Source organism: Elusimicrobiota bacterium, assembly GCA_040757695.1.
Lineage (GTDB): Bacteria > Elusimicrobiota > UBA8919 > UBA8919 > UBA8919 > JBFLWK01.
This window is the reverse complement of the sequence record JBFLWK010000057.1, coordinates 1-15,143: the sequence shown is the minus strand read 5'-3', so window position 1 is coordinate 15,143 and position 15,143 is coordinate 1. Positions and strand designations below refer to the sequence as shown.

General features: G+C 37.9%; 12 protein-coding genes. 11 read left to right on the top strand and 1 reads right to left on the bottom strand.

Features of this window, described 5'->3' with window-relative positions; genetic code table 11:
- Positions 1-186 precede the first annotated feature (186 nt).
- Genes galT through AB1349_09515 form a run of 4 tightly spaced genes read left to right on the top strand, consistent with a single transcriptional unit; the run spans position 187 to position 5,398 of the window.
- Positions 187-1,185 carry a galactose-1-phosphate uridylyltransferase gene (gene galT / locus AB1349_09530; protein MEW6557580.1) on the top strand — a complete coding sequence of 333 codons (999 nt, stop codon included), beginning with the start codon at positions 187-189 and terminating at the stop codon, positions 1,183-1,185.
- Positions 1,186-1,217: 32 nt separating this feature from the next.
- The gene (locus AB1349_09525; protein ID MEW6557579.1) at positions 1,218-2,939 is read left to right on the top strand and encodes an ABC transporter ATP-binding protein; all 1,722 of its coding nucleotides are present in this window, start codon (positions 1,218-1,220) and stop codon (positions 2,937-2,939) included.
- 56 nt (positions 2,940-2,995) lie between these two features.
- Complete coding sequence (locus tag AB1349_09520; GenBank protein MEW6557578.1) at positions 2,996-3,961, top strand: hypothetical protein; 966 nt, start codon at positions 2,996-2,998, stop codon at positions 3,959-3,961.
- A 6-nt stretch (positions 3,962-3,967) separates the two neighbouring features.
- Positions 3,968-5,398 carry a RelA/SpoT family protein gene (locus AB1349_09515; GenBank protein MEW6557577.1) on the top strand — a complete coding sequence of 477 codons (1,431 nt, stop codon included), beginning with the start codon at positions 3,968-3,970 and terminating at the stop codon, positions 5,396-5,398.
- A gap of 24 nt (positions 5,399-5,422) precedes the next feature.
- Here the strand turns inward: AB1349_09515 and rpmB are convergent, their stop codons facing one another.
- Entirely contained in the window at positions 5,423-5,644 is a 222-nt protein-coding gene (gene rpmB, locus AB1349_09510; GenBank protein ID MEW6557576.1) for a 50S ribosomal protein L28, read from the bottom strand.
- 39 nt (positions 5,645-5,683) lie between these two features.
- Here rpmB and recG point away from each other — a divergent pair, with 39 nt between their 5' ends.
- The 7 genes from recG to AB1349_09475 all read left to right on the top strand — a co-directional run.
- Positions 5,684-7,759, top strand: a complete 2,076-nt coding sequence (gene recG / locus AB1349_09505; protein MEW6557575.1) for an ATP-dependent DNA helicase RecG — start codon at positions 5,684-5,686, stop codon at positions 7,757-7,759.
- Between the two features lie 458 nt (positions 7,760-8,217).
- On the top strand, positions 8,218-8,691 hold the full coding sequence (locus tag AB1349_09500; protein ID MEW6557574.1) for a hypothetical protein: 474 nt from the start codon (positions 8,218-8,220) through the stop codon (positions 8,689-8,691).
- 127 nt (positions 8,692-8,818) lie between these two features.
- Positions 8,819-11,023: a fibronectin type III domain-containing protein gene (locus tag AB1349_09495; protein MEW6557573.1), complete on the top strand. Its 2,205-nt coding sequence runs from the start codon at positions 8,819-8,821 to the stop codon at positions 11,021-11,023.
- A gap of 233 nt (positions 11,024-11,256) precedes the next feature.
- Entirely contained in the window at positions 11,257-11,745 is a 489-nt protein-coding gene (coaD, locus tag AB1349_09490) for a pantetheine-phosphate adenylyltransferase (protein ID MEW6557572.1), read from the top strand.
- Between the two features lie 130 nt (positions 11,746-11,875).
- The gene (gene pilB / locus AB1349_09485; GenBank protein ID MEW6557571.1) at positions 11,876-13,621 is read left to right on the top strand and encodes a type IV-A pilus assembly ATPase PilB; all 1,746 of its coding nucleotides are present in this window, start codon (positions 11,876-11,878) and stop codon (positions 13,619-13,621) included.
- Positions 13,622-13,712: 91 nt separating this feature from the next.
- Complete coding sequence (locus tag AB1349_09480) at positions 13,713-14,789, top strand: type IV pilus twitching motility protein PilT (GenBank protein ID MEW6557570.1); 1,077 nt, start codon at positions 13,713-13,715, stop codon at positions 14,787-14,789.
- Positions 14,786-15,143 (top strand): tetratricopeptide repeat protein (locus AB1349_09475; GenBank protein MEW6557569.1); only part of this gene is annotated, 358 nt, incomplete at its 3' end. The genes AB1349_09480 and AB1349_09475, both read left to right, overlap by 4 nt.

The following is a 15,143-nucleotide window of genomic DNA, read 5'->3' as shown; positions in this document are numbered from 1 at the left end:
AACTATTCAGCAATGCTAAAAAAGTACGGTCACTATTAAAATAGGTCGATTTGCAAATGAACATTAAAGTTGTTCCGACGAAGTCATGTCAAAAAACAGCGTTTTCACGCATTTTTCAGGTTTATATGTTGAAATAGCAAAATAAAGATAGTTGCTCATTTAGCTAAATGAGCAAGTGAGAAAAAAATGACAGAAATTAGACAGAATTTAGTTACAAAAGAGTGGGTGGTTATTGCAACGGAGCGGGCAAAACGGCCTGAAGATTTTAAGAAAAAAGAGAAACAGAAAGTTAACCTGCCTGAATATGAAAGTACCTGTCCGTTTTGTCCCGGTAACGAAGCAACAATGTCACCTGAAGAGACACTGCGGATAGACCGAAATGGTAGATGGCAGGTTCGTATTATTCCAAATAAATTTCCAGCACTTTCTAAAACAGGTGAACGGATAAGAACTGTTGACGGTATTAAAAGACGGATTACAGGTGTTGGATTACACGAAGTAGTTATAGAAACTCCTCGTCATAATACAACAACAGCATTATTGCCATTAGATGATGTTTGTGATATTATTAAATCATATAAAGCAAGATACAACGAAATAGCAATTGATAAACGAATAGAGATGATAATAATTTTCAAGAATCACGGTGAGGCAGCGGGAACATCCCTTCTACATCCACATTCACAAATAGTTGCTACACCTGTTGTCCCATCGCAAGTCCGTGATAGATTTAATGATGCCCAAAAATATTTTGATGAGAATCTTGAATGTGTGTTTTGTAAAATTCTCTCAGAAGAACTTAAGGATGGTTCCCGTATAGTTTTAGAAACCAAACATTTTGTGTCTTTTATTCCATATGCTGCACTCTCGCCATTCCACCTATGGATTTATCCAAAAAGGCATTATTCCAGTTTTGGCGATATATCAAAAGACGAAATTTCTGATTTTGCTTTTAATTTACAAACAACACTTAAAAAATATTATTATGGGCTTGATAATCCTGATTTCAACTATGTGATACGGTCTTCACCAACTGACTTAAAAGAATTGGATTTTTTTCACTGGTATTTAAGTATTGTGCCGCGTTTAACAAAAGCAGCAGGGTTTGAACTCGGCTCTGGAATGTTTATAAACACATCGCTTCCTGAAAATGACGCCAAGTTCTTAAGGGAAATTAAAGTATAGTTGCTCATTTAGCTAAATGAGCAAATGAGAAAATGAGCAAAATTAGCCGACTTTTTAATTACTTAAAGTCATACCAAAAAAAATTCGTTTATGCAGTAATATGTATGATATTTGTTGCTGTAACACAGTCATTGTTAATGCTTTTAATAAAACCAGCAATAGATAAAATTTTTGCCAACAAGCAAAAAGAGTTCATACTGCCTATAGTTGCAGGTATTTTTGTTGTATCACTTTTGAGATTTATATTTACATATTTTCAAAGTTATCTTCTATCATGGATTGGGCAGTCAGTTGTGAAAGATATACGAAATGCTATGTATGAAAAACTGATAAATCTTTCACTTGGCTATTTTATAAAATCATCAACAGGCAAACTCATCTCGCGGCTCACATACGATGTATCACTTATCCAGCGGTCTATTATAATGCTTCCGAGAAACACACTTAGAGATGGGCTTCAACTAATTTTCTATCTTGGTGTTGTTTTTTATTTGAACTGGCAATGGACATTCGCAGCATTAGTTGCCTTCCCAGTTATATCATTTGTGATAATCAAATTTGGCAAAAAAATAAGAAGACGGTCAAAACGGGTTCAGGAATTGACTGCAACAATCTATTCATTTCTTCAGGAGAAAATTACAGGAATAAAACTCATAAAGACATCAACGACAGAAAAACAAGAAGTTGAATTTATGAAAGACCAGAACCAAAACTATTTTGATATGATTATGCGATTAACAAAAGCGGATGTTATTCAAGCACCGCTTGTAGAACTTCTGGCAGTAATTGGTATAGGGATTGTAATTGTCTGGGGTGGGTTGGAAGTGATAAACGGAATTACAACACAAGGAACTTTTATCGCATTTATAGCGACTGTAATGGCAATGTATAAACCTGCAAAGGCGTTAACAGATGTTAATACCGATATTCAAACAGCGATTGCGGCAAGTGAACGGATTTTTGAGATTTTAGATGAAAAGCCAGCAGTTGTAGACCTGCCTGATGCGATAGAAATGCCGGAATTCAAGAACGAAATAAAATTTGAAAATATCGGATTTGCTTACCAGCCTAATAAACAAGTTTTAGACAATATAAATTTCACAGTAAAAAAAGGTGAAACAGTCGCAATTGTCGGTCCTTCTGGCAGTGGTAAATCAACAATTATAAATCTGCTTTTAAGATTCTTTGAGCCGGTTGAGGGAAAAATTTTGATTGATACTGAAGATATAAAAAATTTTACAATTAAATCACTACGGCAAAAAACAGGGATAGTTACACAGGAAACAATTTTGTTTAATGATACTGTTGCTAATAATATTGGATATAGTTGCCTTGATAAAAACCTAAACGAAATTGAAAATGCTGCTAAACAGGCAAATGCAGATGGCTTTATTACCAAACTGCCACAAAAATATAATACAATTATTGGTGAAAAAGGCATAACGCTTTCAGGCGGTGAACGACAACGACTTGCAATCGCAAGGGCATTCTTCCGAAACCCGCAGATTCTGATTCTTGATGAGGCAACCTCCGCATTAGATTCTGAATCTGAAATGTTAGTTCAGGAAGCAATTACAAAACTTATGGCTGGTAAGACAACTATTGTTATTGCCCACCGGTTTTCTACAATCAAAGGTGTTAATAGAATTGTGGTTATTGATAAAGGCAAAATTGTTGCTCTAGGCACACATTCTGAACTACTTAAAACTTCGCAGATATACAAGCAACTTTATGAATTACAGTATTTGGAATAACTAAAAAATCTCAGTTGCTCATTTAGCTAAATGAGCAACTGACTTTTGGAGGGTAAGTGAAAACTTGTATTTTTCTAATTTTTCTGATTATTGGATTTATCTGTATGTTTTTGGAAGCAAAAGAAACATTACCACTGCCTGATTTTATCTATAATGGTAAACCTGTTGATGCAAAAGCAATTTCTATGGGTGAATCATTTTCAGCAGTATCTGATAATCCGTCGGCTGCATATTGGAATCCAGCAGGATTGAAACAACTTGAAAGAAATTATTTTACATTCTGTTCAGATATCAACCAAGAAACAGATGCTTCAGATACAGACCTGTATAAAAACGATTCGCTTGAAGGCAAGAAATTATTGTTTCTGGGTTTCGCAAGTCCGAAAGGTGCAGTTGCCTTCAAACCGCTATCAAATTATTCCGGAATATTTAAGAATAACGAAATAGAAATCCGCTCTAACAAATACATATTTTCATTTGCATCGCGGTATACAGCAAATATGCTGATGGGTATCAATCTGAATTATATTTCTGCACAGGTTGGTGTAATAAGCGAAAACTCTCCAAATATCTCAGATGGGAATGGTTTCGGAATTGATATCGGATTGCTCTATACCGCTTCGCAATTCTTAAAAATCGGCTTCTTAGCTGAAAATGCGCCGGGTTATTTGTGGTGGACTGATTACAGACGCCATATTATTAAATCGCATATACGCACAGGTATCGCCGTGCAATTTGCAGAATGGTTTTTATTTTCCTTTGACTATGAAAACGATGCATCAACAAAAAAAGAGTTCTATCATGCAGGACTCCAGCAATCTATTACAAAACATCTGTTTTTAAGACAGGGTATAATATCTGAAAAATTCTTTAAGAATACTGATGCTAATTCATATACCGCAGGGGTTGGCTATGAACTCAAAAACTGGATAGTTGATTTTGCGACAAAGTTCTATAAACTTGATAGTCCAGAAAAAAATCAGGTTATAGATTACATACTCTCCTTAACCATACCGTTATAGCAGTCTATGGAATTACAAGCATACATTGCATTGAACCCCGCATACAAACCCCAAATTGACGATGCGGTCGCTTTTGCTGAGCTTAATCTAAAAAATCTTAAACGTGCTTCAGGCAGAACCTATTTTCAACACGCAGTTTCTGTCGCTGAAAATCTGGCGGAGTTAAATCTTGACCATATCACTGTTATTGCTGGCATTCTGCACGATATTTTTGAAGATACACAAGTTACAAAAGATGAATTCCAAAAAAAATTCGGGCTTGAAATTATAACAATTGTTGAAGGTGTTACAAAAATAGAAAAGTTTACAACTGTCACAAGCGAGCAGGACAAACAAAGCGAAAACATCAGAAAACTGATTCTTGCATCTGCAAAAGATATCCGAACAATTTTTGTGAAATTAGCAGACCGGTTGGATAATTTAACTGACCTCAAGTTTTTGCCACAGACACAAATCAACAAAAATGCGAAGGAAACATTGGATATTTTTGCGCCGATTGCGCATCGGCTTGGAATCTACACATTGAAAGCAAAATTAGAAGACCTCGCATTTATGAATCTTAACCCGCAACTTTTTGATGAACTTGCTAAAAAAATAGCAAACCGAGAAATTGAACAGCAGCAGATACTTAACAATATCGTTGAGACATTAAAAACGAATCTATCTGTGTTTAATATCTCGTTCAAAATCAAATCTCGGCCCAAAAATATCTACAGTATTTTTAGAAAAATCCAACAACAAAACAAGCCGTTTGACGAAATCCAAGATATTTTAGGAATACGGCTCATTACAGATACTGTAGAAAACTGTTACAAAATTTTAAGCCAACTGCATACATTTGCGACACCTGTTGCAAATACATTTACCGATTACATCGCACATCCAAAACCAAATATGTATCAGTCAATCCATACAACAGTTATTATGCCTGATGACTTAATGGTTGAAGTCCAGATAAGAACCGAAGAGATGCATCAAATAGCAAGTTATGGGATTGCAGCACACTGGAAGTATAAAGATGGAAAGATAGAAAGATGGAAAGATGGGACGACAAAACAGAAAGAGTTTGACAAGAAAATTTCGTGGATTGCATCAATCCTTGAATGGCAACAGAATAACAGTTCAACAGAGTTTTTAGCTGGGCTGAAAACAGAACTGGAGTTTAATCAAGTGTTTGTATTCACGCCCAAAGGCGATATTAAATCACTGCCTGTTGGCTCTACACCGATTGACTTCGCATACACTGTTCATACTGATATTGGTAATCATTGCTATGGTGCGAAAGTCAATAGCAAAATGGTTTCTTTGAAATACGAACTTAAAAACGGCGATATTGTTGAAATACTGACGAGCAAAACAGCGCATCCATCACAGGACTGGCTAAAATTTGTAAAAACACCACTTGCCAGAAGTAAAATAAAAAAATTCCAGAAATAAAAAATGTAAGCAAATGCTTACATTTTAATTGTGCTCGTCGCTAATTTTTGATTTTTCAATTAATTTTGTGATACGATTGGATTTTATACATTTGGTGCAGACATAATCGTAATATCTTTTACCGTTTAGTATGAACCTGATTTTTTGTAGATTCGGTTTGAATTTGCGTTTGCTTGCTTTATGCGAATGACTGATACGATTGCCAGAAACAGATTTTTTGCTACATACAATACATTTGAATGCCATAGATCCTCCTAAATCACGATTATACAAAAATATATAAAAATGTCAATAGAAACAATTTCGGTTCAGTATATAAAAGGTGTAGGCGGCAAAATTGCTGAACGGCTTTATAACAATCTCAGGATAAAGTCTGTTAAGGATTTGTTGTATTATTTTCCACGTGACTGGGAAGACAGAGCAAATCCGACGAAAATTGCTGAAATTAAACCTGGTGAAAAAATAACCATCAAAGGCAAAGTTGAACATACTCCACCACCTACAACCGAGTGGCGAGGAAAATATTTGGTCGCCTTCAAGGCAAAAATAAAAGACCCCACAGGGACTGCTACTGCTATCTGGATAAGACGATATTCAAGAAATTATGATGTTCTATCAACATTAAAAAAAGAAATTACCAAAGGATGCGAGATATTTATTACAGGTGTTGCAAGTTATGATTTCTGGGAAAAAATAATCAATGTTCAGGAATACGAGGTTGTAACATCTGCCGATTTATTACATTCTAACAGAATTGTGCCTATATATCCATTAACCGAAAAATTTACTAATAAGTTTCTAAGAACTATCATAAACCAGTCGCTTGTCAAACACTGCAATTTAATAGAAGAGCCGCTACCCGAAAAATACTTGAACAAATACAATCTGGTCAGTATAAAACAGGCATTAAAAAATATACATTTCCCTGACACATTCGCAGATAGAGATAATGCGCGGGAACGACTGGCGTTTGACGAGTTTTTTGAGTTTCAGTTAAAACTTGAGCTTTTGAAACAACAACACAAAAAAGAAACCAAAGAGTTTAGATATACGCTTACCAAAAAATTATTATCACCGTTCAAAAAAGGACTGCCATTTGAATTCACATCTGCACAGAAAAAAGTTATTAACGAACTTTTTGATGATATGCTGTCTTCAAAACCAATGAATCGTCTTTTGCAGGGTGAAGTCGGTAGCGGAAAAACAGTAGTTGCACTTTCCGCTATGCTATTGGCAGTTGAATCCGGTTTCCAGACAGTTTTACTGGCACCGACGGAAATTCTTGCAGAACAGCATTTTTCAACCCTAAAAAATTTGCTCAAAAATCTGCCGATTACAATTGAGTGCGTTATTGGTAAAATGCCTAAAAAAAAGAAAACTGTAATAAAAAATAAAATAGCAGATGGTACTGCAAACATCATAATAGGCACTCACGCTTTACTTGAAGAAGATATAAAATTCAAAAACCTATCTCTCGTTATTATTGACGAGCAACACAGATTCGGTGTAGAACAGCGGCTGAAACTGCGGAAAAAATCCGTATTTAGAAATACGGATTTTTTATTGATGACTGCCACACCGATACCGCGAACACTGGGCTTAACATTTTACGGTGATTTAGATATTTTAACTATCAACGAACTACCGCCGGGCAGAATTCCTGTAAAAACAATTACAATGTCAAAAGAATTTGCGTATAACTTTGTAAAAGAAAAAATTGTTTCAGGTGACCAGGTGTTTATCGTTTATCCATTAGTTGATGAAAGTGAAAAATTACAACTCAAGTCCGTAATAAAAGAAGCTGAAAAATTGAAAAATACGGAGTTCAAAAACTTTTCAGTCGGCTTGATTCATGGCCGACTAAAGCCGGAAGAAAAAGAACAAATTATGCTTGACTTCGCCAAAAAAAATTATGATATTCTTATATCCACAACGGTGATTGAGGTTGGTATTGATATCCCGAATGCGACTGTGATGGTAATTGAACATTCAGAACGATACGGGCTATCAACACTGCATCAGTTAAGAGGCAGAGTTGGCAGAAGCAATAAGGAATCGTTTTGTATTTTATTAGGCGAGCCCAGAACCGATGAAGCAAAAAAACGGCTGGATATTTTAACAAAAACAACCGATGGCTTTAAAATTGCAGAAACTGACTTGCAACTACGAGGTCCTGGCGATTTTTTCGGAACTGCACAATCTGGTATCCCTGAATTTAAACTCGGGAATATCTTAACCGATTTTGCAATAATAAAACAGGCGAAACAACTTGCAGTTGAAATTATCCAGAATGAACCTGCATTGGTTAGTCGTATTACTAAAAACCAAAATCTGCAAAAACTGGATTTAGCAACTGCATAAAAAATGATACTTGCTCATTTAGCTAAATGAGCAAGTGAAAATTATAACAAAAAAAAAGCACTTGACAAAAAGTGAATTTTTTGTTATACTAAAACTGAAAAATGAAAACTAAATCTTCCATTGGACAAACTGTTAATAACCCAAAAATTTTCGGGGGGGGGAGATACCAATTCAAAATTAAAAATTTCCGCCAGAGGCGGATCCGCCGATTTGGGTGGCGGAAAAAATGTAAAATTGGCAATTGCGGGGTTGCCCCGCTATTTTTATTTCATTTGTAGTAGCTCCGATTTATCGGAGCTTTTTTATTTGTAAAGTGTTTTAACTTTGACAGGATTAACTGGATTTTGACTTTATCCTGTAAATCCTGTCAGAAATTAGTACAAATGTACTAAATCAATTTTTACTTAATTCTTAATTCTCAATTCTTAATTCTCTGTCGTTAAAAGGAGGTGAGTGAGATGCGAAAGTTTTTGGGTATGGTGTTATTGTTTGCTGCTTGTTCCTGCCTTTACGGAGAAGGGGGGGAAGGGGGGGTAGCAAAAAGCGATTTCGGGATAGGGGTTAATTATCCTGGAATTGGGATGAGATATTTTTTATCTGATAAAATATGTCTGGAGGGAAAAGGGCAGATTGAAAAAGACATCTTCGTCGGCGGGTTGAGAGGTTATTATTATTTTTCACCACAGGCAAAATATCTTTTGTTTGCCGGGCTGGAAGGCGATTTCGTTTCATTTAAGGGAGACGACAGCGAAGGTACTGGATTTGCGGGCGAACTTTTCGTCGGCAGCGAGTATTTTTTTGTAAAATGCCTGTCAGTCCAGTTAGATTTGGGACCTGCGCTCGTTTCACTTAAAGACGATGATACTTCCGAATCGGTAAATGGTCTGGAATATGTGGTCAATTTCGGGATAAATTATTATTTCGGAAAGTAAAATCACGAATAGAGGCACACGAATAAAGGCAAACATCACGAACAAGACACGAATAGCAACAATGATTTATTCGTGAAAATTCGTGATAACATTCGTGATGTGTTATTCGTGATTTTGGGGAAGGGAAATGAAAAAGATATTTTTTGTTTTATGTTTTACCTTTACTGTCAACTGTCAACTGTCAACTGCCAACTGTCTCTATGCTGCAGGTTTTCGGCTCGGGATGACCGGTGCGGTAAAGGAAAAGGTAAAGGAATTAGACAAGAAGGTTAGAGAGAAGAAAGCGGAACCAGCGGTAGTTACATCTACGGTGACATATCCTTCGCAGGGGCTTTCAGGCACCGCTGCAAAGGGTAAACCAATTACTTCTGCGACGGTATCTGTAAAAGATTCTGCAGGTTTGGCGAGAACTGCAACAACCGGTACCGATGGGAAATATAATGTGGATGTAACATCCTTAACTTTTCCGATGTTGTTAAAAGTTACAGAAGGTACTGCAACATATTTCAGCATCGCAAATGCATCCGGGACTTGCAACATTCATCCGTTTACAGATATGGTTGTGAGAACATATTTTAAGTCAACAAAAGGCGTTTCAGATATGAAAGATGCGTTTGACAACAATTTTGCTGCACTCGGAACGCTGCCAGCCAAAGAAACGATAGACACAATCAAATCGGTAGTGGCAACCGTCGTCAGTTCCATACTGGAGCGTAACGGCATAGACCCGCTTACTTATGATATGTTCACAACAACATTTGATGCAAACAGCACCGGATTTGACAAAGCGATAGAGCAGACGGAGATAACCGCTGCTTCTGATTACAGTTATACCGTTATCAAAGATACAACTACAAATGTCGTTATTTCAACTATAACACCGACGATAAACGATACAACCGCACCTGCAACGCCGACAAATCCTGCTGCTACTGGAGTAAGCGGCACATCGGTAAAATTGAGTTGGACTGCCTCAGCCGACACAGATGTTGCTGGCTATGCAATTTACAGAGGCGGTGTAAAAATTACCGCAGTGTCTTATACTTCTTTTATTGATGTCGGTTTGACGCCAGGCACACAATACAGTTATACAATTGAGGCATACGACTGGGCAGGAAACAAATCCGCAAAAACATCCGCTGTCAGCGCCACAACGCTTTCAGAATTTGCAATTACATCAACAGGAAAATTTGATGGCATTCCTGCTGCGGCTTCTGATGGCACAGATTTCCTTATCGTATATGCCATAAGGGATTCAACCAATGTGCCTTATAACTTAAAAGCGCAGTTTGTTCTCTGTTCAGGAACGCTGGGACAATTGGTCTCTTTTGATGTGTTTGGCAGCACTATCCACGGCGGAGGAGTTGATGTTGCTAATGTCGCATATGGTAGCAGTAAATACTTAATTGTCTACAGGAGCACTGAAATATATAATAACAATGCCGGCAATCTTTATGGAATATTTGTTACACCTGCCGGTGTAAAGAGTTCACCGTTTCTTATTACTAACGCTCATTCCAAAAAGTGCCCGGGTGTTGCATCTGATGGAACGAATTATTTAGTTAGTTGGGTTGATTACAGAAATGGTTCCCAAAATAAGGATATTTACGGTCAGTTAGTGGCATCAAACGGTTCACTTATCGGTTCGGAAATTCCAATTGCTACAGCATCATACAATCAACGCGCTTCTGATTTAGTGTATCGTGGCGGTAAATATCTTGTTACGTGGGAAGACAACCGTCGGCAGGTTGATGTGTCTACTGACTCCACCCACAAATACTATTACACGGATATTTATGCGCGATTTATAAGTACGAGCGGGAGTTTAGGCTCAGAGATTGCCATTGATGTCAATGACCTTGCATCCGACAACCCCGTTTTTGCAGCGTTTAACAATGTGAATAACAAATATCTTATCGTATTTCACGACGAAACACGCACTACTACTGAAACCGATTGGAACCTTTACGGTAGGTTGATGGATAGTAACGGTAATGTAACTCCAAGGTTTGTGATTAGTGAAAAACCGTGGGACAATCACATTGCCATTCCTGTTTTTGACGGTTCAAAGTATTTTATTACATGGTCAGATGGTCTTGGTACTGCAGATGTGAAAAGTCAAGCGGCATTTTTTGACACAAATGGAAATCGGCTCGGTAATGAGGTTAAGTTGCTTGTGCGAAAAGGTTCTGAGAATTTTGTTATGAGTTGGCCGCTTTTCATAGGCACAAAATATTTTTTAAGTATCTTGCGAGCGACAATGACGCAGGATTATGAGAGTTCATGGGAAATCACTAACGGTGACATCTACGGAATGTTTTTTACTCCGTAATGACTATTGTGGTGTCTCTAACAGTTCTTTACATTTGATTGTCATTGCGAGGGCGAAGCCCGTGGCAATCTAAAGACGAGATTGCTTCCCCTTCGCTTCGCTCTGGGTCGCAATGACAGCAGTTAAAAAAATCCCCGCTTATAGTCGCATAGCAATGCGACTGCTACGTTGGGGATTTTTTTATTTGCAATTTTTTTATTATTTTGATATAATAAATTATAGAGGTCAATTTTATGAAAAAAATTGCGGTATATCCTGGCAGTTTTGACCCGGCGACTTACGGGCATTTGGACATTATTTCTCGGTCGGCAAAAATTTTTAATAACCTGATTGTTGCGGTAATTACAAACCCGAACAAGAAGCCGTTTTTTTCTATAAAAGACCGACTAAAAATTTTGAGAAGTTCTATCAACGAAAAAAATGTTTCTGTTGAGGCGTTTGATGGGCTGCTTGTTGACTTTATGAAAACCAAAAATGCAACAATAATTATCCGTGGACTTCGTGCTGTTTCTGATTTTGAATACGAGTTTCAGATGGCACTGACAAACCGAAAACTTCATCCTGAAATTGAGACGGTCTTTCTGACGCCTGCTGAAAAATGGACTTATCTATCTTCCACACTTGTTAAAGAAATTGCTTCACTTGGTGGCAGCATAAAATGTTTCGTTTCTCCAATAGCGGAACAGATGTTAAAAACAAAAAAAACAATAGAACGCAGATGAACCCCCGATAGAATCATTCGGGGGCAGGCTCCGATGAATGCAGATTAAATCCTGATTTTTCTGCGAAAATCTGCGTCCAAATTAAAAAATCACTTGACAAAATAGTTTTTTTTATTTATACTATAAATATATGGCTGTAAAACAGATGTCATTAAAAAAGAAACTGGGCGACCTCTTGGTTGAGGTTGGTATTATTTCACCAGAACAACTCCAGGATGCGATGGAGGAGCAGAAAAAGAAAGGTGGCAAACTTGGTGTAATTTTGATGTCGCTCGGCTATATTACAGAAGATGTGCTTCTTGCATTTCTTGGCAAACAATGCGGTGTCTCTTATATTTCACTTTCTGAATATGGCGAAATCCCTGAAGATGTTGTGAAATCGGTACCTGAATCAGTTGTAAGACACCAAACACTAATACCTATTGCAAGAGAAGATAATACGCTCACTATTGCGATGGCAGACCCGCTGAATGTTTTTGCAACTGACGACCTTCGGCTTATGACCGGTCATGAAATAAATGTTGTGATTGCGTCTGAAAGCGAGATAAAGGCAGCAATTGAAAGGTATTACGGCACAAAGGCATCAATGGAGACACTTGTCAAGGATATGGAACAAAAAGGTGCTGAAACAAATGTAGATGTTGTAAAAGAAGTGGATACCGGCAAAGATATTGTATCACTTGAAGCAGAAGGCGAAGATGCACCAATCATAAAAATAGTTAACCTGCTTTTATCCGGTGCTGTAAAAGCAAAAGCATCCGATATCCATATAGAACCATATGAGAAAGCGCTACGTGTCCGCTACAGGATTGATGGTGTTTTACACGAGGTCTCGGCACCACCTAAGAGAACACAAAATGCTATTGTTTCCCGTATAAAAATCATGGCAAACCTTGATATTGCAGAACGCCGGCTTCCACAGGATGGTCGGCTAAAAATCAAAGTTATGAATAGAGAGGTTGACCTGCGTGTCTCGGTTCTACCGACTGCATTTGGTGAAAAAGTGGTAATGCGTCTTCTGGATGCATCTTCGTTGTGTCTGGATTTGACCAAACTCGGATTTGAGTCAGAGTCACTCGCAATCTACAACAAAAATATAAATGTGCCTTACGGAATCATTCTTGTCACAGGTCCTACTGGAAGCGGTAAATCTACCACACTTTATTCTACACTTGCACAGTTAAACCAGCCTGATGTGAATATTTCTACAATTGAAGACCCGGTTGAATATGTGTTAGAGGGAATAAATCAGGTTCATGCAAGACCTGATATCGGGCTTACATTCGCAGCGGGCTTAAAGGCGTTTCTTCGTCAGGACCCGGATATCATCATGGTTGGTGAGATTCGTGATACTGAAACAGCGGAGATTGCTATCAACGCTGCGCTTACAGGCCATCTTGTTTTTTCTACACTTCATACAAACGATGCACCGGGCGCTGTCACCCGACTCAACAATATGGGGATTGAGCCGTTCTTAACAACATCAACTGTGATTATGGTTATCGCACAGCGGCTTGTTCGTGTAATCTGTTCTAATTGTAAAGAGGAATACGAAGTGCCATCAGAAGTAATGGCATCCTCAGGGCTATCTGCAAAAGAGATTGGGAATGCCCAAAAAATAAAACTGTATAAAGGACGGGGCTGTGACCATTGTTCAAATACAGGATACCGAGGTCGGCTCGCCTGTTATGAAGTGATGGAGGTAACAGATAAAATACGCGAACTGGTTTTGGATAGAGCGTCTACACATATTATCAAACAGACAGCGGTTGAACAGGGGATGATTACTTTACGGCAGGCGGCACTCAAAAAGGTGATTGCCGGTATAACAACTGTTGAAGAAATGATGCGAATAACATTTGCAGATGTAGAATAGAGGCAATTAAAAATGTAAAATGTAAAATTAAAAATTAAGGTGTTATCAACAACTTTTCATTTTTCATTTTTAATTTTTAATTGATTTTTATATGTTGAGCATGGATGAGTTGTTAAAATTGGTAATTCAAAAGAATGCGTCGGACTTGCATCTTACCGTTGGCACATCGCCAATATTAAGAATAGATGGTGAAATGTATCCAACCCATTTTGAAAAACTTACGCCGGATGTATGTCAGCGGCTGATTTATTCGCTTTTAACTGACCGCCAGAAAGAGAAATTTGAGGCATCAAACGAACTGGATTTATCGTTTGGCATAAAAGGGGTTGGCAGAATAAGAATGAATGTTTTCAGACAGCGGAATGTTGTCTCCGCGGCTTTAAGAACCATTCCTGAAAAAATTTTTACATTTGAAGAATTAGGGCTGCCACCGGTGATTTATGATATTATGCGACTGCCAAAAGGGTTGGTGCTGGTTACAGGACCTACCGGCTGTGGCAAAACAACTACACTCGCCTCTATGATAAATTATTTGAATGAACACCGACAGGGACATATCATCACAATTGAAGACCCGATAGAGTATGTTCATACACATAAAAGGTGTCTCGTAGAACAGCGTGAAGTTGGTGCGGATACTGCTTCGTTCCCAATTGCGTTAAAATATGTTTTAAGACAGGACCCTGATATAATACTGATTGGTGAAATGCGTGACTTAGAAACAATCGCAGCGGCACTCACAATCGCAGAAACCGGGCACCTTGTGTTCGCAACACTCCATACAACCGACGCACCATCGTCAATAAACAGGATTGTTGATGTATTTCCACCACACCAGCAAGGTCAGATAAGAAGCCAACTATCATTCACCTTACAGGCGGTTTTGACACAGCAACTTTTGTTAAAATCAGGCGGTGTCGGCAGAACTTTAGCCTGCGAGGTGCTGATTGTTACAGCTGCAATCAGAAATTTAATTCGTGAAATGAAAACAGAACAAGTCTATATCGCAATGCAAACTGGCGCAAAATACGGGATGCAAACAATGAATACTTCGCTGGTTGATTTAATATCCAGGAAACAGATAACACTGCAGGAAGCAATGGAAACATCTACTGATACAGATGACATGAAACGGCTTTTGCAAAAAAGTGTAACAGTCGGAATATGAAAACAGCAAGTGAAAGGTTAAAGGTAAAAGGTGAAAAGATGCACCTTAAAAGAATTTTACTATTCGCTATTCGCTATTCGCTATTCGCTGCCCTTATCGGTTGTTCGTTTGAATACTACTTTAACAGTGGTGTGAAAGCAAAAAAGCCGGCTAAAAAAATAGCACATTTCTCAAAAGCGCTCTCTATCTGGAAATATACTGATGGCGAAAAAAACAAAGCAAATACATATATCAACAGAGGTATCGCATATTCGTTGCTTGGATTCTATACCGAGGCACTTGCCGATTTTGACCAGGCGCTGAATTTTGGAAAAGAACCTGCTATTTATTATAATCGCGCTATTGTCTATATCA

Bases quoted from the DNA above. Each gene is read 5' to 3' on its own strand.
- galT (MEW6557580.1), top strand. From the start codon at position 187: ATGACAGAAATTAGACAGAATTTAGTTACAAAAGAGTGGGTGGTTATT.
- AB1349_09525 (MEW6557579.1), top strand. From the start codon at position 1,218: ATGAGCAAAATTAGCCGACTTTTTAATTACTTAAAGTCATACCAAAAA.
- AB1349_09515 (MEW6557577.1), top strand. From the start codon at position 3,968: ATGGAATTACAAGCATACATTGCATTGAACCCCGCATACAAACCCCAA.
- rpmB (MEW6557576.1), bottom strand. From the start codon at position 5,644: ATGGCATTCAAATGTATTGTATGTAGCAAAAAATCTGTTTCTGGCAAT.
- recG (MEW6557575.1), top strand. From the start codon at position 5,684: ATGTCAATAGAAACAATTTCGGTTCAGTATATAAAAGGTGTAGGCGGC.
- AB1349_09500 (MEW6557574.1), top strand. From the start codon at position 8,218: ATGCGAAAGTTTTTGGGTATGGTGTTATTGTTTGCTGCTTGTTCCTGC.
- AB1349_09495 (MEW6557573.1), top strand. From the start codon at position 8,819: ATGAAAAAGATATTTTTTGTTTTATGTTTTACCTTTACTGTCAACTGT.
- coaD (MEW6557572.1), top strand. From the start codon at position 11,257: ATGAAAAAAATTGCGGTATATCCTGGCAGTTTTGACCCGGCGACTTAC.
- pilB (MEW6557571.1), top strand. From the start codon at position 11,876: ATGGCTGTAAAACAGATGTCATTAAAAAAGAAACTGGGCGACCTCTTG.
- AB1349_09480 (MEW6557570.1), top strand. From the start codon at position 13,713: ATGTTGAGCATGGATGAGTTGTTAAAATTGGTAATTCAAAAGAATGCG.